At 60.2% G+C, this 18,782-nt stretch carries 18 protein-coding genes; 7 read left to right on the plus strand and 11 right to left on the minus strand.

Annotation, left to right across the window (positions count from 1 at the left end; all coding sequences use genetic code 11):
• Nucleotides 1-159 precede the first annotated feature (159 nt).
• The 7 genes from CI807_RS19950 to gloB form a co-directional block, all read right to left on the minus strand.
• Nucleotides 160-1,755: an ABC transporter ATP-binding protein gene (locus CI807_RS19950; RefSeq protein ID WP_095015876.1), complete on the minus strand. Its 1,596-nt coding sequence runs from the start codon at nucleotides 1,753-1,755 to the stop codon at nucleotides 160-162.
• Nucleotide 1,756: 1 nt separating this feature from the next.
• Nucleotides 1,757-2,776, minus strand: a complete 1,020-nt coding sequence (locus CI807_RS19955) for an ABC transporter permease (protein ID WP_012723835.1) — start codon at nucleotides 2,774-2,776, stop codon at nucleotides 1,757-1,759.
• Between the two features lies 1 nt (nucleotide 2,777).
• On the minus strand, nucleotides 2,778-3,854 hold the full coding sequence (locus CI807_RS19960) for a microcin C ABC transporter permease YejB (RefSeq protein WP_095015877.1): 1,077 nt from the start codon (nucleotides 3,852-3,854) through the stop codon (nucleotides 2,778-2,780).
• A complete protein-coding gene (locus CI807_RS19965) occupies nucleotides 3,855-5,693 on the minus strand; it encodes an extracellular solute-binding protein (RefSeq protein WP_095015878.1) in 1,839 nt (612 codons plus the stop codon).
• Entirely contained in the window at nucleotides 5,690-7,519 is a 1,830-nt protein-coding gene (locus CI807_RS19970; protein ID WP_095015879.1) for an extracellular solute-binding protein, read from the minus strand. The genes CI807_RS19965 and CI807_RS19970 overlap by 4 nt, the downstream gene beginning before the upstream one ends.
• 210 nt (nucleotides 7,520-7,729) lie before the next feature.
• Nucleotides 7,730-9,139 (minus strand): lytic transglycosylase domain-containing protein, encoded by a 1,410-nt coding sequence (locus CI807_RS19975; RefSeq protein ID WP_095015880.1) that lies wholly within the window; start codon nucleotides 9,137-9,139, stop codon nucleotides 7,730-7,732.
• Between the two features lie 98 nt (nucleotides 9,140-9,237).
• A complete protein-coding gene (gene gloB / locus CI807_RS19980) occupies nucleotides 9,238-10,005 on the minus strand; it encodes a hydroxyacylglutathione hydrolase (protein WP_095015881.1) in 768 nt (255 codons plus the stop codon).
• A gap of 65 nt (nucleotides 10,006-10,070) precedes the next feature.
• Here gloB and CI807_RS19985 point away from each other — a divergent pair, with 65 nt between their 5' ends.
• Together CI807_RS19985 and rnhA are read left to right on the plus strand one after the other, a co-directional pair.
• Nucleotides 10,071-10,829: a methyltransferase domain-containing protein gene (locus CI807_RS19985; RefSeq protein WP_095015882.1), complete on the plus strand. Its 759-nt coding sequence runs from the start codon at nucleotides 10,071-10,073 to the stop codon at nucleotides 10,827-10,829.
• Between the two features lie 30 nt (nucleotides 10,830-10,859).
• Nucleotides 10,860-11,312, plus strand: coding sequence for a ribonuclease HI (gene rnhA, locus CI807_RS19990; RefSeq protein ID WP_010210917.1), 453 nt, complete (start codon nucleotides 10,860-10,862; stop codon nucleotides 11,310-11,312).
• A 3-nt stretch (nucleotides 11,313-11,315) separates the two neighbouring features.
• Here rnhA and CI807_RS19995 read toward each other — a convergent pair whose 3' ends face one another.
• The gene (locus CI807_RS19995) at nucleotides 11,316-11,624 is read right to left on the minus strand and encodes a DUF2388 domain-containing protein (protein WP_095015883.1); all 309 of its coding nucleotides are present in this window, start codon (nucleotides 11,622-11,624) and stop codon (nucleotides 11,316-11,318) included.
• 191 nt (nucleotides 11,625-11,815) lie between these two features.
• Here CI807_RS19995 and dnaQ point away from each other — a divergent pair, with 191 nt between their 5' ends.
• The 3 genes from dnaQ (at nucleotide 11,816) to CI807_RS20010 (ending at nucleotide 15,570) form a co-directional block, all read left to right on the plus strand.
• The gene (dnaQ, locus tag CI807_RS20000) at nucleotides 11,816-12,556 is read left to right on the plus strand and encodes a DNA polymerase III subunit epsilon (protein ID WP_177002819.1); all 741 of its coding nucleotides are present in this window, start codon (nucleotides 11,816-11,818) and stop codon (nucleotides 12,554-12,556) included.
• A gap of 183 nt (nucleotides 12,557-12,739) precedes the next feature.
• Nucleotides 12,740-14,995 carry an Orn/Lys/Arg decarboxylase N-terminal domain-containing protein gene (locus CI807_RS20005; RefSeq protein ID WP_095015885.1) on the plus strand — a complete coding sequence of 752 codons (2,256 nt, stop codon included), beginning with the start codon at nucleotides 12,740-12,742 and terminating at the stop codon, nucleotides 14,993-14,995.
• Nucleotides 14,996-15,003: 8 nt separating this feature from the next.
• Nucleotides 15,004-15,570, plus strand: a complete 567-nt coding sequence (locus CI807_RS20010; RefSeq protein ID WP_031290712.1) for a GNAT family N-acetyltransferase — start codon at nucleotides 15,004-15,006, stop codon at nucleotides 15,568-15,570.
• Between the two features lie 90 nt (nucleotides 15,571-15,660).
• On the opposite strand, the gene CI807_RS20015 is transcribed toward CI807_RS20010, so the two are convergent.
• Complete coding sequence (locus CI807_RS20015; RefSeq protein ID WP_095015886.1) at nucleotides 15,661-16,569, minus strand: LysR substrate-binding domain-containing protein; 909 nt, start codon at nucleotides 16,567-16,569, stop codon at nucleotides 15,661-15,663.
• A 109-nt stretch (nucleotides 16,570-16,678) separates the two neighbouring features.
• Here CI807_RS20015 and CI807_RS20020 point away from each other — a divergent pair, with 109 nt between their 5' ends.
• Nucleotides 16,679-17,023, plus strand: a complete 345-nt coding sequence (locus CI807_RS20020; protein WP_095015887.1) for a hypothetical protein — start codon at nucleotides 16,679-16,681, stop codon at nucleotides 17,021-17,023.
• 61 nt (nucleotides 17,024-17,084) lie between these two features.
• Here the strand turns inward: CI807_RS20020 and CI807_RS20025 are convergent, their stop codons facing one another.
• Nucleotides 17,085-17,321 carry a hypothetical protein gene (locus CI807_RS20025; protein WP_016979714.1) on the minus strand — a complete coding sequence of 79 codons (237 nt, stop codon included), beginning with the start codon at nucleotides 17,319-17,321 and terminating at the stop codon, nucleotides 17,085-17,087.
• Nucleotides 17,322-17,548: 227 nt separating this feature from the next.
• Between CI807_RS20025 and CI807_RS20030 the strand changes: the two genes are divergently transcribed.
• The gene (locus CI807_RS20030) at nucleotides 17,549-18,106 is read left to right on the plus strand and encodes an NADPH-dependent FMN reductase (RefSeq protein WP_095015888.1); all 558 of its coding nucleotides are present in this window, start codon (nucleotides 17,549-17,551) and stop codon (nucleotides 18,104-18,106) included.
• Nucleotides 18,107-18,149: 43 nt separating this feature from the next.
• On the opposite strand, the gene CI807_RS20035 is transcribed toward CI807_RS20030, so the two are convergent.
• Nucleotides 18,150-18,779, minus strand: coding sequence for an FMN-dependent NADH-azoreductase (locus CI807_RS20035; RefSeq protein WP_095015889.1), 630 nt, complete (start codon nucleotides 18,777-18,779; stop codon nucleotides 18,150-18,152).
• Nucleotides 18,780-18,782 lie beyond the last annotated feature (3 nt).

An 18,782-nucleotide genomic window follows, 5' to 3' on the forward strand; every position in this document is an offset into this window, starting at 1 on the left:
CCCCCCAAATCACTGTCGGATTACGGGCACACCGAGCCTAGGCGAGGTGCCGAGTGTTGGGGCAAGAGCCCTTTGCTTACTTTGGGGCTTTTCCAAAGTGAGCCGCCGTAAGGGCGGAACCCTAAGCCGCCGTTACCGAAAAAACGGATATACACACGATCAAACCAAAAACGCCGCCTCCAACAACTGCCGCGTATACCCATGCTGCGGCGCGGCAAAAATCCCCGCCGCATCCCCCTGTTCCACCACCTGCCCATGCTTCACCACCATCAACTGATGGCTCAACGCCTTGACCACCGCCAAATCATGGCTGATAAACAGATAGGTCAAGTTGTACTTGGCCTGCAAACTGCGCAACAACTCCACCACCTGCCGCTGCACCGTGCGATCCAGCGCCGATGTCGGCTCATCCAGCAAAATCAGGCGCGGCTTGAGCACCAACGCCCGGGCAATGGCAATGCGCTGACGCTGCCCACCCGAGAACTCATGGGGGTACCGATGCCGCGACTCCGGATCCAACCCGACTTCCTTGAGCGCCGCAATAATCGCCGCTTCCTGCTCCAATGGCGTCCCCATCTTATGGATACGCAACCCCTCGCCAACGATCTCACTGACGCACATCCGCGGGCTCAAGCTGCCAAATGGGTCCTGGAACACCACCTGCATCTCCCGACGCAACGGGCGCACCTGTTGCTGGCTGAGCTTATCCAACTGCTGCCCTTCAAAACGAATGCCGCCCTTGCTCGCGATCAACCGCAGAATCGCCAGGCCCAGTGTCGATTTGCCCGAGCCGCTTTCGCCCACGATTCCCAGGGTCTGCCCCTGGGGCAGGCTGAAGTTGATGCCGTCCACCGCCTTGACGTAATCGACGGTATTGCGCAAAAAGCCCTTCTTGATCGGGAACCACACTTTCAGGTCATCGACTTCCAGCAACGGAGGGCCGACTTCGTTGCCGGCCGGTCCGCCGCTGGGCTCCGCCGCGAGCAGTTCCTGGGTATACGGATGCTGGGGCGCCTGGAACAGCGTTTCACAGTCGGCCTGCTCGACGATGCAACCCTTTTGCATCACGCACACGCGATGGGCGATACGCCGCACCAGGTTCAAGTCATGGCTGATCAGCAGCAGGGCCATGCCCAGGCGCGCCTGCAATTCCTTGAGCAGTTCAAGGATCTTCAACTGCACGGTCACATCCAGCGCCGTGGTCGGCTCATCGGCGATCAGCAGCTCCGGCTCATTCGCCAGCGCCATGGCGATCATCACCCGTTGGCGCTGGCCTCCGGACAGCTCATGGGGCAGGGCCTTGAGGCGTTTGTGCGGTTCGGGAATGCCCACCAGGTCCAGCAACTCCAGGGTACGTTGGGTGGCGACTTTACCTTGCAGCCCCTTGTGCAGGCCGAGTACTTCGTTGATCTGCTTCTCGATGGAGTGCAGCGGGTTCAACGAGGTCATCGGCTCCTGGAAGATCATCGCAATGCGGTTGCCGCGAATGTGGCGGATGGTTTTTTCTTTCAGCGTGAGCAGGTCCTGCCCGGCATAGTTGATGGTGCCGGAGGGGTGCCGCGCCAGCGGGTAGGGCAGCAGGCGCAGGATCGAGTGGGCGGTCACCGATTTGCCCGAGCCGCTTTCGCCCACCAGAGCGATGGTCTCGCCACGTTTGATGTCGAAGCTGACGTTGTTCACCACGCGGTGGTGATGGTCGCCCGTGACGAACTCGACGGAGAGGTCGCGGATTTCGATCAGATTGTCCTGATTCATCTCATTTCCTCGGGTCGAAGGCATCGCGAGCGGACTCGCCGATAAACACCAGCAAACTCAACATGATCGCCAGCACGGCAAAGGCACTCATGCCCAGCCACGGCGCTTGCAGGTTGGATTTGCCTTGGGCCACCAGTTCACCCAGCGACGGCGAACCGGCCGGCAAGCCAAAACCGAGGAAGTCCAGGGCGGTGAGGGTGCCGATGGCGCCGGTGAGAATGAACGGCATGAAGGTCATGGTCGACACCATCGCATTGGGCAGGATGTGCCGGAACATGATCGCGCCATTCTGCATGCCCAAGGCCCTGGCGGCGCGCACGTATTCCAGGTTGCGCCCGCGCAGGAACTCGGCGCGCACCACGTCCACCAGGCTCATCCACGAAAACAGCAGCATGATGCCGAGCAACCACCAGAAATTGGGCTGCACGAAACTGGCGAGGATGATCAGCAGGTACAACACCGGCAGCCCGGACCATATCTCCAGGAAGCGCTGCCCGGCCAAATCCACCCAGCCGCCGTAGAAGCCCTGCAAGGCCCCGGCGATCACGCCGATGATCGAGCTGAGCACTGTCAGCGTCAGGGCAAACAGCACCGACACACGGAAGCCGTAGATGACCCGCGCCAGTACGTCGCGGCCTTGGTCGTCGGTACCCAGCAAATTCACGGAAGAGGGCGGCGCCGGCGCCGGCACTTTCAGGTCGTAGTTGATGCTCTGGTAGCTGAACGGAATAGGCGCCCACAAGGTCCAGGCATCCTTGGCCTTGAGCAGTTCCTGGATGTAGGGGCTCTTGTAGTTGGCCTCCAGCGGGAATTCACCGCCAAAGGTGGTCTCCGGGTAGCGCTTGAGCGCGGGGAAGTACCAGCCGCCGTCGTAGTGCACGGCCAGCGGTTTGTCATTGGCGATCAGCTCGGCGCCCAGGCTCAGCACGAACAGGATCAGGAACAGCCACAGTGACCACCAGCCACGCTTGTTGGCCTTGAACCGTTCGAACCGACGGCGATTGAGGGGGGATAGATTCATCTCAATGCTCCCGGCTGGCAAAGTCGATACGCGGATCGACCAGGGTGTAGGTGAGGTCGCCGATCAGTTTCACGATCAGCCCCAGCAGGGTGAAGATAAACAGCGTGCCGAACACCACCGGGTAGTCGCGGTTGATCGCCGCTTCAAAACTCATCAGGCCCAGGCCGTCGAGGGAGAAGATCACCTCCACCAACAAGGAACCGGTGAAGAAGATCCCGATGAACGCCGAAGGGAAACCGGCGATCACCAGCAACATCGCGTTGCGGAATACATGGCCGTACAGCACGCGGTGGTTGGTCAGGCCCTTGGCTTTGGCGGTGACCACGTACTGCTTGTTGATCTCGTCGAGAAAGCTGTTCTTGGTCAGCAGGGTCATGGTGGCGAAGTTGCCGATCACCAGGGCCGTGACGGGCAGCGCCAGGTGCCAGAAGTAATCGAGGATCTTGCCGCCCCAGCTCAGTTCGTCGAAATTGTTCGATGTGAGCCCGCGCAAGGGGAACCAGTCCAGGTAACTGCCACCGGCAAACACCACGATCAGCAGGATTGCAAACAGGAACGCCGGGATCGCATAGCCGACGATGATCGCCGAACTGGTCCATACGTCGAAATGGCTTCCGTGCCGCGTGGCTTTGGCGATCCCCAATGGGATCGACACCAGGTACATGATCAGCGTGCTCCATAACCCGAGGGAAATGGATACCGGCATCTTCTCCTTGATCAAGTCAATGACCTTGGCGTCACGGAAGAAGCTGTCGCCAAAATCCAGCTGGGCGTAGTTCTTGACCATGATCCACAAGCGTTCCGGCGCCGATTTGTCGAAGCCGTACATCTTCTCGATTTCCTTGATCAGCGCCGGGTCCAGGCCCTGGGCGCCACGGTAGCTGCTGGAACCGGCCACGGACACTTCGGAACCGCCACCGGCAATGCGGCTGGTGGCGCCCTCGAAGCCTTCAAGCTTGGCGATCATCTGCTCCACCGGGCCACCGGGGGCGGCCTGGATGATGACGAAGTTGATCAGCAGGATCCCGAACAGGGTGGGGATGATCAGTAACAGGCGGCGAAAGATATAGGCCAGCATTTAATCGCCTCCGCTCGCCGGATCGGCGCTGGTGTCTGGGTCTGAGGTGACGGCGGGTGTTACATCCGGCTTGGCCCACCAGGTGGCGGTGCCGACGTCGTAGCGCGGCGGGACTTTGGGGTGGCCCAAGTGATCCCAATACGCCACGCGGAAGGTCTTGATGTGCCAGTTCGGGATCACGTAGTAGCCGAACTGCAACACGCGGTCCAGGGCTTTGGCATGCGCCACCAGGCTTTTGCGCGAGTCGGCGTCGATCAGCTCTTCCACCAATTGGTCGATGGCCGGGTCCTTGAGGCCCATGTAGTTGCGGCTGCCGGGTTTGTCGGCACTGGAGGACTTCCAGAACTCGCGCTGCTCATTACCCGGCGAGGTGGACTGCGGGAAACTGCCCACCAGCATGTCGAAGTCCCGCGAGCGAATACGATTGATGAATTGTGAGACGTCGACCCGACGGATCACCAGGTCGATGCCCAGGTCGGCCAGGTTGCGCTTGAACGGCAGCAGGATGCGCTCGAACTCTGTCTGGGCCAGCAGGAACTCGATTTTCACCGGTTTGCCGGAGGTGTCGACCATCTTGTCATCGACGATGCGCCAGCCGGCTTCCTGCAGCAGTTGGTAGGCCTCGCGCTGCTGGGTGCGGATCATGCCGCTGCCGTCGGTCTTGGACGGTTCGAAGGCCTGGGTGAAGACCTCGGGCGGGATCTTGTCGCGCAGCGGTTCGAGGATTGCCAGTTCATCCGGGCCGGGCAGGCCGGTGGCGGCCATCTCCGAGTTTTCAAAGTAGCTGCGGGTGCGGGTATAGGCGCCGTTGAACAGTTGCTTGTTGCTCCACTCGAAATCCAGCAACAGGCTGATGGCCTTGCGCACGCGTACGTCCTGGAACATCGGCTTGCGCATGTTGAACACAAAGCCCTGCATGCCGGTGGGGTTGCCGTTGGGGATTTCTTCCTTGATCAGGCGACCCTGGGCCACCGCCGGGATGTTGTAGGCGTTGGCCCAGTTCTTGGCGCTGAATTCCAGCCAGTAATCGAACTGCCCGGCCTTGAGGGCTTCCAGGGACACGGTGCTGTCGCGGTAATAGTCTGTGATGCGGTTATCGAAGTTGTAGAAACCCTTGGCGACCGGCAGGTCCTTCGCCCAGTAATCCTTGACCCGCTCGTAGCGGATCATGCGCCCCGCTTTGACCTCGGCGACCTTGTACGGCCCGCTGCCCAGCGGGACTTCGAGGTTGCCCTTGGCAAACTCACGGGTCGCCCACCAATGCTTGGGCAATACCGGCAGTTGTCCGAGGATCAGCGGTAATTCGCGGTTGTTGGTGCGCTTGAACTTGAACAGCACCTTCAGCGGGTCTTCGGCGATCACTTCGTCGACGTCGGCGTAGTAGGTGCGGTAGATCGGCGAGCCTTCCTTGATCAGTTCCTGGAAGGTGAACACCACGTCTTCGGCGCGGATCGGGTGACCGTCATGGAAGCGGGCTTCCGGGCGCAGGTAGAAGCGCACCCAACTGTTGTCCGGGGCTTTTTCGATCTTGCCGGCCACTAGGCCGTATTCGGTGATGGGCTCGTCCAGGCTTTGCATGGCCAGGGTGTCGTAGATCAAACCGAGGTTATCGGCCGGCACGCCTTTGCTGATGTAGGGGTTGAGGCTGTCGAAGCCGCCCATGGCCGACTCGCGGAAAGTGCCGCCCTTGGGCGCATCCGGGTTGACGTAGTCGAAGTGCTTGAAGTCGGCGGGGTATTTCGGTGGTTCGTTGTAGAGCGTCAACGCATGTTGCGGGGCGGCTTGGGCCGCGGTGCACAGCAGCAGGCCGCCGAGCAGTGCAGTACGCAAATACATCATTGGGCTTTCTCCGAAGCTTTCAGCCACCACGCGCTCAGGCCCAGGCTATAGGGCGGCGTGGTGACAAAGGCGAACCGGTTGCGGTACGCCAAGCGATGATAGTTGAGGTACCAGTTGGGAATACTGTAGTGCTGCCACAGCAGCACCCGGTCCAGGGCACGGCCGGCGGCCAGTTGCTCTTCGCGGGTCTTGGCGGCCAGCAGTTGTTCCAGCAGGTGATCGACAATCGGGTTGGCAATGCCTGCATAGTTCTTGCTGCCCTTGATCGCGGCCTGGCTGGAGTGGAAGTACTGCCACTGCTCAAGGCCCGGGCTCAAGGTCTGGTTGAGGGTGATCAGGATCATGTCGAAGTCGAATTGATCCAGGCGCTGCTTGTACTGGGCGCGGTCGACGGTGCGCAGGCGTGCGTCGATGCCGATGCTGATCAGGTTCTCGACATAGGGCTGCAAGATGCGCTCCAGGTTCGGGTTGACCAGCAGTATTTCGAAGCGCAGCGGTTGGCCGTCCTTGTTCAGTAGGCGTTGGCCGGAGAGTTTCCAGCCGGCGTCACCGAGCAGGGCCAGGGCGCGGCGCATGGTCTCGCGAGGGATGCCACGCCCGTCGGTCTGGGGCAGGCTGAACGGCTGGGTAAACAGGTTGGCCGGCAATTGCTCGCGGTAGGGTGAGAGCATCAGCCATTCATGGCCGGTGGGCACGCCGGTGGCGGAGAATTCGCTGTTGGGGTAATAGCTCAAGGTACGTTTGTAGGCGCTGCTGAACAGGGTGCGGTTGGTCCATTCGAAGTCGAACATCAGCCCCAGGGCTTCACGCACCTTGGTCTGGCTGAAATTCGGCCGCCGGCTGTTCATGAACAGGCCCTGGCTCTGGGTCGGGATCTGGTGGGCGATCTGCGCCTTGATCACGTCTCCCCGGTTCACCGCCGGGAAGTTGTAGCCATTTGCCCAGTTTTTGGCCTGATGCTCGATATAGATATCGAATTCGCCGGCCTTGAAGGCTTCGAAGGCCACGTCGCTGTCGCGATAGAACTCCACTTCGACCTTGTCGTAGTTATAGAAGCCTTGGTTGACCGGCAGGTCCTTGCCCCAGTAGTCCTTGACCCGTTCGAACACCAGTTGCCGGCCAGGCGTGACCTTGCTGATGCGGTACGGCCCGCTGCCCAAAGGCGGTTCGAAGGTGGTGGCCTTGAAATCGCGGTTTTTCCAGTAGTGCTGGGGCAATACCGGCAATTCGCCCAGGCGCAGGATCAACAACGGGTTGCCGGCGCGCTTGAACACAAAGCGGATGCGGTGCCGGTTGAGGATATCTACCCGCGCCACTTCCTGCAGGTTGGTGCGGTACTGCGGGTGGCCTTCGGTCAGCAGGGTGCGATAGGAAAACGCCACGTCGTAGGCGGTGATCGGCTTACCATCGTGGAAGCGCGCTTCCGGGCGCAGATTGAACACCACCCAACTGCGGTCCTCGCTGTACTCCACCGACTGGGCGATCAGCCCATAACTGGAGGTGGGCTCATCGCCGGAAGGCGCGTACAGGCCGGTGCCGACCATCAACGGCTCGTTCAGCTCGTTGACGCCGTATTGCAGGAAATTGGGGGTGGAAACCGGGCTGGAGCCCTTGAAGGTATAGGGGTTGAGGGTGTCGAAGGTGCCAAAGGCCATGACCCGCAATGTCCCGCCTTTCGGCGCTGCAGGGTTTACCCAATCGAAGTGGGTGAATTTGGCCGGGTACTTGAGACTGCCGAACTGCGTGTAACCGTGACTCTCGGTAATCGCCGCGTTCGCACCAAAGCTCAAGGCCAGACTTATTAGTAGAAGGAGGGGACGCTTCAAATCAGGGATCCGATCCAGGCGGCTTGCGCTTTATGATCGGTACAGTAACAGCTTGTTCCGGTTGGAAAAAGCCGATTGGGATGATGTAGATCCAATGTGGGAGCGGGCTTGCTCGCGAATGCGGAGGATCAGTTAATGCATCTAGTGACTGACACACCGCATTCGCGAGCAAGCCCGCTCCCACATTAGCTCCCCGGTGTGCTTCAGGCCTCAGCGTGGTCCGGAAACCACCAGCATCTGCCCCGGCTTCAACGCCTGGCCAGTACGCGGGTTCCAACGCTTGAGATGTTGCATCTCAACGTTGAAGCGCTTGGCGACGATGTACAGCGAATCACCCTTCTTGACCTTGTACTGCACCGGCTTCTTGCTGCTGGCCACGACTTTGCGCGTGTCCTGCATCACCAGGGTCTGGCCGACCTTGAGGGCTTGGCCGTTGAGCTTGTTCCAGCGCTGGAGGTCATGCACATCGACCTTGTTGGCCTTGGCGATCAGCGTCAGGTTGTCGCCACTGCGTACCTTGTAGCTGCGGGTACGTCCGGCAACCCGCGCGGTCTCGACTTCGTCGAACACCTGCTTTTTCGGACGCATCGCCAGCAATTCTTCAGGCTTCATCGTCGAAAGGGTGCTGGTGAGCAGTTGCGCCTTGGAACTCGGCACCAGCAGATGCTGCGGGCCATCCAGGGTGGTGCGCTGCTTCAGCGCGGGGTTGAGCTGGAACAGTTCGTCTTCGTCGATCTCGGCCAGCGCGGCAACCCGTGACAGGTCCATGCTTTGCTTGACCTCAACCACTTCGAAGTACGGCGTGTTGGCAATCGGGTTCAGGTTGACGCCATAGGCCTCGGGCGCCAGCACCACCTGGGACAGCGCCAGGAACTTGGGCACGTAGTCCTTGGTTTCCTGGGGCAGGGGCAGGTTCCAGTAGTCGGTCGGCAGGCCGAGCTTTTCGTTGCGCTCGATCGCCCGGCTCACCGTGCCTTCGCCTGCGTTGTAGGCGGCCAGGGCCAGCAGCCAGTCACCGTTGAACATGTCGTGCAGACGGGTCAGGTAGTCGAGGGCGGCGGTGGTGGAGGCGGTGATGTCGCGACGGCCATCATAGGCGCGGGTCTGGCGCAGGTTGAAGTAACGCCCGGTGGAGGGGATGAACTGCCACAAGCCGACCGCATCGCTGCGCGAATAGGCCATTGGGTTGTAGGCACTTTCAATCACTGGCAGCAGCGCCAGCTCCAAGGGCATGTTGCGTTCTTCAAGGCGTTCGACGATGTAATGAATGTAGAGACTGCCGCGTTCACCGGCGTTCTCCAGGAAGGAAGGGTTGCTGGCGAACCACAGTCGCTGTTGCTCGATACGTGGGTTGACGCCTACACCATCCTGCAATTGAAAGCCCCGACGCATACGTTCCCAAACATCCTGGGGCACTTCGGGAGCCGGCTTTTCCGAAAGCCAGATGACGGGTTTCTGTTTGATCTTGGCGCTGAGGTTTGGCTTGGGTTGCACGGTGGATTGTGCGGTGAAATTGCTTGATTGGCAGCCCGCCAGCGTGGCGGACACAGCCACCGCCACAGCTTGAGCCAGGCGGGTCAATGCGTCTGAATGGTTGGATTTACGAATAGATGACGACATTGGCTGGAAGTAAGTTCCGGGCAAAAATGTCGGGCGATTCTAGAAACCCGTTGGGTTCCGGTCAACCATTCAGAAATTACGTATCAGATTGCATCCTGTTAGAACTTATCTTTCCACGCCCTCAAGCTAGCAAACACCTCGGCCCCAGAGCGGTTGTCGCGGCCATTCCGTTCGTCCGCTTTTTGTTTAACGGATGTTTCAGAGGTGCGCAGAAAGGGGTTGGTGCGCTTTTCCAGGGCTAGGTTGGAAGGCAGCGTGATCTCGCCACGTTCGCGCAATTGACGGACGTTTTCCACCCGTTCGGCGATATCGGCGTTATCCGGTTCGACGGCTTGGGCAAACTTGAGGTTGCTTTGTGTGTATTCGTGGGTGCAGTACACCAACGTGTCGGCGGGCAACGCGGCCAAACGCTCAAGCGACGTGTGCATCTGTTCCGGCGTGCCTTCGAACAGGCGCCCGCAGCCGGCGGCGAACAGGGTGTCGCCACACAACAGCACGCCCTGGTGATAAAACGCGATATGGCCCAGGGTGTGGCCAGGCACGGTATAAATGTCGAAATCCCAGCCGAGCACGCTGATGCGGTCGTTATCGTTCAAGGCTACGTCCCGCGCCGGGATTTTCTCGTTGGCCGGGCCGTACACCTTGGCGTCAGTCACCCGTTTGAGTTGTTCGACGCCGCCGACATGGTCGTGGTGGTGGTGAGTGATCAGGATGTCGCTCAGGACCCACTCAGGGTTTAGCTTGAGCCAGGCCAGCACCGGCGCGGCATCGCCGGGGTCGACCACGGCGCAGCGCTGGGTGCTCGGGTCTTGTAACAACCAGATGTAGTTATCGGTGAAGGCGGGCAGGGCACTGATCTGTATCATTCTTCGATTCGCCAAGCTGAACACATTGGTGCATCTTAGAACGTCTAGGCGAGTTGGAGAATGCAATGACTGATAAAGCGTTCGCCCAGGCCGATCCTGAGTGGCTGGCCCTGATCAGCGCAGCCCGTGAATGGCTGTCCGGTCCGATCGGGCAATTTCTGCTGGACGAAGAACGGCGCATGCTCGAAGACGAGTTGGGCCGGTTCTTTGGCGGTTATCTTGTGCATTACGGGCCGTCGGCCGAAACGCCGCCGTGCGCGCTTCAGGTACAACGCAACGTACGCCTGGGTGCACCGTTGCCGGGGGTGGAGATTGTCTGTGAGGAACAGGCGTGGCCGTTGAGCGAGCACGCCGCCGATGTGGTGGTGTTACAGCATGGCCTGGATTTCTGCCTGTCGCCCCACGGCTTGCTGCGCGAAGCGGCGAGCAGTGTGCGCCCGGGTGGCCATTTGCTGATTGTCGGGATCAACCCCTGGAGCAGTTGGGGCTTGCGCCATGTGTTCGCCCACGACGCTTTGCGCCAGGCGCGTTGCATCTCGCCGCAACGGGTGGGGGACTGGCTGAACCTGCTGGGCTTCGCGCTGGAGAAACGTCGCTTCGGGTGCTATCGTCCGCCGCTTGCGTCGACCAAGTGGCAAGCCCGTCTGGCCGGCTGGGAGCGCCGCGCAGGTGCCTGGCAATTATCGGGTGGCGGCTTCTATCTGCTGGTGGCGCGCAAGATCGTGGTTGGGTTGCGGCCAGTGCAACAGGTGCGCCGCGAGCCGATGGGCAAGTTGGTGCCGATGCCGATGGCCAAGGTCAACCGCAAGCAAAGCGACGCATGACCCTCTTTTTGATTGAATACCGAGCAACCGATGACCGATAGCGTAGAACTCTTCACCGATGGCGCCTGCAAGGGCAACCCCGGCCCTGGCGGCTGGGGCGCGTTGCTGGTGTGCAAGGGCGTGGAGAAAGAGTTGTGGGGCGGCGAACCCAATACCACCAATAACCGCATGGAGCTGATGGGCGCCATTCGCGGGCTGGAAGAACTCAAACGCCGCTGCAACGTGTTGCTGGTGACCGACTCGCAATACGTGATGAAGGGCATCAACGAGTGGATGGTCAATTGGAAGAAGCGCGGCTGGAAGACGGCGGCCAAGGAACCGGTAAAGAATGCCGACCTGTGGCAACTGCTCGATGAGCAATGCAATCGCCATGACATCACCTGGAAGTGGGTGCGCGGTCACATCGGCCACCCTGGCAACGAGCGCGCCGACCAGTTGGCCAACCGTGGCGTGGACGAAGTGCGCGGCTACAAGCAGAGCTGACGTTTAAAGTGCAGCGATAGCCTGGGCCAGTTGCATATCGGTATAGGTTGGCCCAGGCAGACGCTCCCGCACATGCACCAGCGCCGACGCCAGGCGCACCCCCAGGATCTGGCCATCGCTGGCGACAAAGGCTTCGGCGTCATCCCTGGCGGCCTGAACAATCTTGTCGTCCTTGAATGAAGAGCTGGTGCCCTTGCTGGCGCTCATGGACAGGCTGACCAGAAAGTCGGTGGTCATCACGAAACTGGTCGCCTGTGCGGTACAGACGCTGCCCAGCAGTAACAGGGTGCACAGTGTTTTTGAAGGATTCATTGTGTTGCATAGTCTTCATTAGCTTGGGGTGGTCAGGCTAACAAGCGCGCCTCGGGCAAACTGCTGCGGCTTTGCTAAAGAGTGTAAGAAACTGTCGAAGCGTTAGCGTCCTGGGCCAGCCTGGAGTGTGACGTGCTAATATCCCGCCCCTTGAAATACACCACACCGTTGAGAGCTGAACCCTGATGGCCATCCGATCTGTTGTACTCGATACCGAAACCACCGGCATGCCGGTGACCGACGGCCACCGGATCATCGAAATCGGCTGTGTCGAATTGATCGGTCGCCGCCTCACCGGGCGTCACTTCCACGTCTACCTGCAACCGGACCGCGACAGTGACGAGGGCGCGATTGGCGTTCACGGCATCACCGACGAATTCCTCAAGGGCAAGCCGCGTTTCGCTGAAGTCGCCGATGAGTTCTTCGAATTCATTAACGGCGCGCAGCTGATCATCCATAACGCGGCGTTCGACGTCGGCTTCATCAACAACGAATTTGCCCTGATGGGGCAGACCGATCGTGCAGACATTTCCCAGCACTGCTCGATCCTCGACACCTTGATGATGGCCCGTGAGCGTCACCCCGGCCAGCGCAACAGCCTCGATGCCTTGTGCAAGCGTTATGGCGTCGACAACTCCGGCCGTGAGCTTCACGGCGCCTTGCTCGACTCCGAGATTCTTGCCGACGTCTACCTGACCATGACCGGTGGGCAGACCAGCCTGTCCCTGGCGGGTAACGCCTCCGATGGCAGCGGATCGGCGGAAGGCTCGGGCAACCGTCCTTCGGAAATCCGCCGCTTGCCAGGCGACCGCAAGCCGACCACGATCATCCGCGCCAGTGAGCAGGACCTGGCCGAGCATGCGGCGCGTCTGGAAGCGATTGCCAAGTCGGCGGGTGCGCCGGCGTTGTGGTCGACCCTGACCCAGCAATGACGCAAACCTTGTAGGAGCCGGCTTGCCGGCGATGGCGGCCTTGAACACATCGCAAGATTCAACGGCCTCATCGCCGGCAAGCCGGCTCCTACAGTGGTTCACTGTGCTTTCAAAATCTTCATTCGCGTCATCGCCCCCCAGCTTCTACCCTTGAGTGCATAGCCCTCAGGACTACAAGCACTCATGTACAAAGACCTGAAGTTCCCTGTCCTTATCGTGCACCGTGACATCAAGGCCGACACCGTTGCCGGTGATCGGGTCCGAGGCATCGCCCGAGAGCTGGAACAAGAGGGTTTCAGTATTTTTTCCGCAGTGGATTACGCCGAAGGACGACTGGTGGCTTCTACCCATCATGGCCTTGCGTGCATGCTGATCGCTGCCGAAGGGGCTGGCGAAAATACCCACCTGCTGCAAAACATGGTCGAGCTGATCCGCCTGGCGCGGCTGCGGGCGCCGAACCTGCCGATCTTTGCCCTGGGCGAGCAAGTCACCCTGGAAAACGCGCCCGCCGATGCCATGAGTGAACTCAACCAGTTGCGCGGCATTCTCTACCTGTTCGAAGACACCGTGCCGTTTCTTGCGCGGCAAGTCGCCCGTGCGGCGCGTACTTACCTGGATGGCCTGTTGCCGCCGTTCTTCAAGGCGCTGGTGCAGCACACCGCTGACTCCAACTACTCCTGGCACACCCCCGGCCATGGCGGTGGCGTGGCCTACCGCAAGAGCCCGGTGGGGCAGGCGTTTCATCAGTTCTTCGGGGAAAATACCCTGCGCTCGGACCTGTCGGTATCAGTGCCTGAACTCGGCTCGTTGCTGGATCACACTGGCCCGCTGGCTGAGGCTGAGGCCCGCGCCGCGCGCAACTTTGGCGCTGATCACACCTTCTTCGTGATCAACGGCACCTCCACCGCGAACAAGATCGTCTGGCATTCCATGGTCGGGCGTGATGACCTGGTGCTGGTGGACCGCAATTGCCATAAGTCGGTGTTGCACTCGATCATCATGACCGGCGCCATCCCGTTGTACCTGTGCCCCGAACGCAACGAACTGGGGATTATCGGCCCGATTCCCTTGAGCGAATTCAGCCCCGAATCAATCCGCGCCAAGATCGACGCCAGCCCGCTTACCCGTGGCCGCCCGCCAAAAGTGAAAATGGCCGTGGTGACCAATTCCACCTATGACGGCCTGTGCTACAACGCCGAGCTGATCAAACAACAACTGGGCAACAGCGTCGAGGTGCTGCATTTTGATGAGGCCTGGTATGCCTACGCGGCATTCCACGAGTTCTTCGCCGGGCGCTACGGCATGGGCACTTCGCGCACGCCAGACAGCCCGTTGGTGTTCACCACTCACTCGACCCACAAGCTGCTGGCGGCCTTCAGCCAGGCCTCAATGATCCATGTGCAGGATGGCGGCGCCCGCCAGCTGGACCGTGACCGTTTCAACGAAGCCTTCATGATGCACATCTCCACCTCGCCGCAATACAGCATCATTGCCTCGCTGGATGTGGCGTCGGCGATGATGGAAGGTCCGGCCGGGCGTTCGCTGTTGCAGGAAATGTTCGACGAGGCGTTGAGTTTCCGCCGTGCCCTGGCCAACCTGCGCCAGCACATTGCTGAAGAGGATTGGTGGTTTTCGATCTGGCAGCCGCCATCAGTGGCGGGCATCGACCGCGTCGCCACCGCCGATTGGCTGTTGCACCCTGAGGATGACTGGCATGGCTTCGGCGACGTGGCCGAAGACTATGTGCTGCTCGACCCGATCAAAGTCACGCTGGTGATGCCCGGCCTCAATGCCGGCGGTGCCCTCAGCGATTGCGGGATTCCCGCAGCGGTCGTCAGCAAATTCCTCTGGGAGCGTGGGCTGGTGGTGGAAAAGACCGGGTTGTATTCCTTCCTCGTGTTGTTTTCCATGGGCATCACCAAGGGCAAATGGAGTACCTTGCTCACCGAGTTGCTGGAATTCAAGCGCAGTTACGACGCCAATGTCAGCCTGGCCAGTTGCCTGCCTTCGGTGTTTGCACAAGGGGCGGCGCGTTACCAAGGGCTGGGTTTGCGCGACCTGTGCAACCAATTGCACGGCTGTTACCGCAGCAATGCCACGGCCAAACACCTCAAGCGCATGTACACCGTCTTGCCGGAAATCGCGATGAAACCGGCCGACGCCTACGACCAATTGGTGAGGGGCGAAGTGGAGGCGGTCTCCATTGACGCCTTGCAAGGCCGCGTCGCAGCAGTGATGCTGGTGCCTTATCCGCCCGGCATTCCGTTGATCATGCCGGGCGAGCGCTTTACCGAGTCGACGCGCTCGATCATCGATTACCTGGCGTTTGCCCGGACATTCGATAGCAGTTTCCCCGGTTTTGTCGCCGATGTTCACGGCTTACAACACGAAGATGACGGCAGTGGTCGTTGTTACACCGTCGATTGCATCAAGGGTTAAGGATGGTTATGCAAGCTGTAATGAACCCGAAGTATCCGGGGCTCAGTGTAAGGGTCGCCGACGAAGGCTTTGATGCCTACGTGTGGGGCAATGATTTCAGCTTTGAGGTCAGCGCCTACGGTGAGCCACAGATGGGCAAGCGGGTCGATCAATGGCCCGTGGAACGCATCTTGCCGTACCGCAAGTGCTATGGGATCGACCCCGAAGAATTCGCCAGTTTCCGCGATGCGCCCGACAGCGCGATCTTCATGGCCTACCTGGATGATCGCCCGGTGGGGCATATTGTGGTCAGCACCAACTGGAACGGTTTTGCCCATGTCGATGAGCTGGCGGTGGCTTTGCCCGCGCGGCGTCACGGGGTGGCGAAGGCGTTGCTGGATGTGGCGCAGTTCTGGAGTCGCAAAAAGAACCTGCCGGGGATGATGCTGGAAACCCAGAACAACAATCTGGGCGCCTGTCGTTTGTACGAGCGTTGCGGCTACGTGATGGGCGGGGTCGACCACCTGCGCTATCGCGGCATCGACCCGCAAACCCGCGAAGTGGCGATATTCTGGTATCGGCTGTTCAAGGTGTAGGAGCGAGCTTGCTCGCGAAAAACGTCAACGATAACGCGTGCATCCAATCTAAACGCGGCGCCTATAAGTTTTTCGCGAGCGAGCTCGCTCCTACAGGGTCTTTGTCTCACCTGAAAGAAGGCCCTCGGCCCTTTGCGTCACGATCTCCAGCAACGCATTCAGCGCCGGCGAGGCCGCGCCCTCCTTGAGGGTCAGCGCGTACAGGCTGACCATGATCGGCGGCGACACCGGGCACGCATCCAGCCCCGCCTCCCGTGCGCCAAAGGCGGTGAAGGGGTCAACCACCGCCAGGCCTTCTCCCGCTTCGACCATGCTGCGCATCATCTGATAAGTCTGTACACGCGTCTGCACCACCGGCAGCGGGCGCAAGGCTTGCAGCTTGGCGTCCAGCAGGCGGCTGAGAGGGTCCTGGCCTTCCAGCCCGATCATCGACTGCCCGGCGAGGTCCTGCAGCGCGATGTATTTTTGCTTGGGCTTCAGCCAGCCGTGGGGCGCCAGCAGTTGCAATTTGCCTTGGGCCAGCACGGCGCTATGGATCTGAGGGTGTTCCGGGTCATGCAGGCTCAAACCCACATCGGCTTCGTGCAGCAGTAAACTCCTGACGATCTCTCGGGTCGGTTGGCTCGACAGGTTGCACGGTGTGTCCTGAAAGCGTCGGCGCAACGCTGCAATGCTTTGCGGCAGCAGTTGATTGGCCAGGGGCGGCGTGCAGAGGGCGCGCAGGGTAGGAGCGTGATGGTGTTTCAAGCGGCTGGCCAGTCGTTGCACCGGCTCCAGCGCTTCATAGACGTGGGCGATTTCGGCTTGCAGTTCCAGGGTTTCCCGGGTGGCCTGCAAACGTCCACGCACACTGGCGAACAGCATGAAGCCAAGCTGCTGCTCGGCGTCCTTGAGCGCCGCTTCCACATCGCCCACGGAAAGTTGCAACCATTCGGCGGCCAAGCCTGGGTGTCCGGTCTGCAAGATGGCCTGAATCACTTCGATATGACGTAAACGCATCGCCGGAGTCTATGTGCAGCGGGCCGGGTATTCAATAGAATGGCTGCGCTGATCATCAACGACCACAGCCGGCTGCCGGCATTAACAACAAAAACAGGTCTGGTCTCATATGCCTTTACCCTCGATTTTCCTCGGGGTAACGGCCAAGCAACTGCTGGTCGTGGTGACCGTCGGCTGCGTGGCTGCTTATCTCCTCGACACTCAAAACGAAACCGCGCCGGAAAACCTGGCACTTGAAGCCTTTATCCGCTCCCAGGAACAGGTAGTGGAGCAGGTGGGCTCGGTGCTGGGCATGGAGTTGGTCAGGCAGGTGGTCGCGCATCCCGGCTACAACTCCGCAGGCTACCAGCGTTCGCTGTATGCCGTTGACGGCGAGAGGGGGCGGTTGATGGTGACGCTGAAGAAGGTGCAGGGAGAGCAGGGCATCGAGGTCACGGAAATCCGTCGTCCGTGATCACCCCAGCCCAGTCAATGCCGTCAATGGCCAGGACTGAGCAGGTGGATAGGGCGAGATCTTATGAAGCGAGGGTGGTTTGCGATTCGCGCACAAGAATGGTGCCCGATTGGATCAACTTGAATTCGTCGCCTTCCAGTTTCTCTACACGGTCGCCAATGGCCAGCTTGTAGGTGGTGGTAGGTGCCGAGCCAGCCAGGTCGCCTTGCGCCGGGTTGGATTCCTGGAACTCATGCACCGAATACACGCGTCCTTCTGCGTCTCTGGCATGAAACTGTCCGACTAATACTGCTGCCATCTGTTTAGAACCTCTGGAGATAAACACTCGATTTGCGGTTCTGTAGACCGTCATGGAGCGGGGTAGTTTACTTACGGAATAAAAATACTATTCGCTGATATTTTCAGATGCTTCCTACGTGTCGCAGTGCCAGGCAAACGCCCGCAGGAATATCAAAACCTTCTGGTGAACACGCCGCGAAGACTCTATAACTACAAGCTCCTTTAGTCAGACGTCGGGAAACCCCAATGAGCAAGGTCTACACCGTCGCCGTCGTGGTCGGCAGCTTGAGAAAAGACTCGATCAACCGCAAGGTCGCACTGGCACTGGCCGAACTGGCCCCTGCCAACCTGAAGTTGAACATTGTGGAAATTGGCGATTTGCCGCTCTACAACGAAGACATTGACGGGGCCACACCGCCGGCAGCCTACAGTACTTTCCGCAAACAGGTGAGCTCATCCGACGCAGTGTTGTTCGTGACCCCGGAATACAACCGCTCCGTGCCCGCCCCGTTGAAAAACGCCATCGACGTCGGTTCGCGGCCTTACGGCCAGAGCGCCTGGAGCGGTAAGCCGGGTGCGATCATCAGTGTATCGCCGGGTGCGATTGGTGGGTTTGGCGCCAACCATCATCTGCGCCAGTCCCTGGTGTTCCTTGATGTGCCCTGCATGCAACAGCCGGAGGCCTATCTGGGTGGCGCGGGCAGTGTGTTTGACGAGGCGGGCAAGGTCTCGGAAAAGACCAAGCCGTTCTTGCAGGCGTTTATCGATGCCTACGGCAAGTGGGTCGAAAAACAGCACGGTTGACCGCTGTAGACCCGGTCAAAGCGGCCGGGTCTTTTGCGTGTTGTCAGGCCAACTGATCCGCAAGCAACAGCGCCAACGCTGTGCTCTTCAGGCGCGACGCCTGATCGACCTCCGGCCCCAGGATGGTCTTCTCCACATACAACGAATGCACATCTGTCACCCCGACAAAACCTAGCCAGGCATCCATGTAGGGCTTCTGGAAATCCATCGCCTGGGTGTCCGGCGCCGAAAAATCCATACCCCGCGCATACACGTTCACCGCCGTCTTGTTGCGCAGCAGCCCGCGCAACCCGTGCTCCGGGCTGAATTCGAACAACACGTCCTTCTGCGACACTACGTCGATAAAGTGCTTGAGCTTGTAGGGCACGGCGAAATTCCACAGCGGAACCGAGAAAATCAGCACGTCAGCCTGATGCAGTTGGGCTGCAAGCGCTTTCAGTTTTCCCCAGGCGAGGGCTTGTTCATCACTCAACGGCGTTCCACTGAGCCCGGCGTATTTGGCGTCCATGATCGGGCCGTCGAATTCGGGCAGGTCCAGCGCCCAGAGGTCCAAGTTATTGACCTGGGTGTCGGGCGCGTTCTGCTGATACCGCGCGATAAACTGGCGGGCGATTTCCAAAGAGGCGGAGCGCTGTTTGCGCGGTGAGCATTCGATGTGCAGGAGGGTGGTCATGGC

This window comes from Pseudomonas sp. NS1(2017) (genome assembly GCF_002269425.1).
Lineage (GTDB): Bacteria > Pseudomonadota > Gammaproteobacteria > Pseudomonadales > Pseudomonadaceae > Aquipseudomonas > Aquipseudomonas reactans.

Coding starts and splice junctions, on each gene's coding strand:
- CI807_RS19985 (WP_095015882.1), top strand. CDS start 10,071: ATGACTGATAAAGCGTTCGCCCAGGCCGATCCTGAGTGGCTGGCCCTG.
- CI807_RS19995 (WP_095015883.1), bottom strand. CDS start 11,624: ATGAATCCTTCAAAAACACTGTGCACCCTGTTACTGCTGGGCAGCGTC.
- CI807_RS19955 (WP_012723835.1), bottom strand. CDS start 2,776: ATGAATCTATCCCCCCTCAATCGCCGTCGGTTCGAACGGTTCAAGGCC.
- CI807_RS20035 (WP_095015889.1), bottom strand. CDS start 18,779: ATGACCACCCTCCTGCACATCGAATGCTCACCGCGCAAACAGCGCTCC.
- CI807_RS20030 (WP_095015888.1), top strand. CDS start 17,549: ATGAGCAAGGTCTACACCGTCGCCGTCGTGGTCGGCAGCTTGAGAAAA.
- CI807_RS20020 (WP_095015887.1), top strand. CDS start 16,679: ATGCCTTTACCCTCGATTTTCCTCGGGGTAACGGCCAAGCAACTGCTG.
- CI807_RS20010 (WP_031290712.1), top strand. CDS start 15,004: ATGCAAGCTGTAATGAACCCGAAGTATCCGGGGCTCAGTGTAAGGGTC.
- CI807_RS19975 (WP_095015880.1), bottom strand. CDS start 9,139: ATGTCGTCATCTATTCGTAAATCCAACCATTCAGACGCATTGACCCGC.
- CI807_RS20015 (WP_095015886.1), bottom strand. CDS start 16,569: ATGCGTTTACGTCATATCGAAGTGATTCAGGCCATCTTGCAGACCGGA.
- CI807_RS20005 (WP_095015885.1), top strand. CDS start 12,740: ATGTACAAAGACCTGAAGTTCCCTGTCCTTATCGTGCACCGTGACATC.
- CI807_RS19950 (WP_095015876.1), bottom strand. CDS start 1,755: ATGAATCAGGACAATCTGATCGAAATCCGCGACCTCTCCGTCGAGTTC.
- rnhA (WP_010210917.1), top strand. CDS start 10,860: ATGACCGATAGCGTAGAACTCTTCACCGATGGCGCCTGCAAGGGCAAC.
- CI807_RS20025 (WP_016979714.1), bottom strand. CDS start 17,321: ATGGCAGCAGTATTAGTCGGACAGTTTCATGCCAGAGACGCAGAAGGA.
- gloB (WP_095015881.1), bottom strand. CDS start 10,005: ATGATACAGATCAGTGCCCTGCCCGCCTTCACCGATAACTACATCTGG.
- CI807_RS19965 (WP_095015878.1), bottom strand. CDS start 5,693: ATGATGTATTTGCGTACTGCACTGCTCGGCGGCCTGCTGCTGTGCACC.
- CI807_RS19960 (WP_095015877.1), bottom strand. CDS start 3,854: ATGCTGGCCTATATCTTTCGCCGCCTGTTACTGATCATCCCCACCCTG.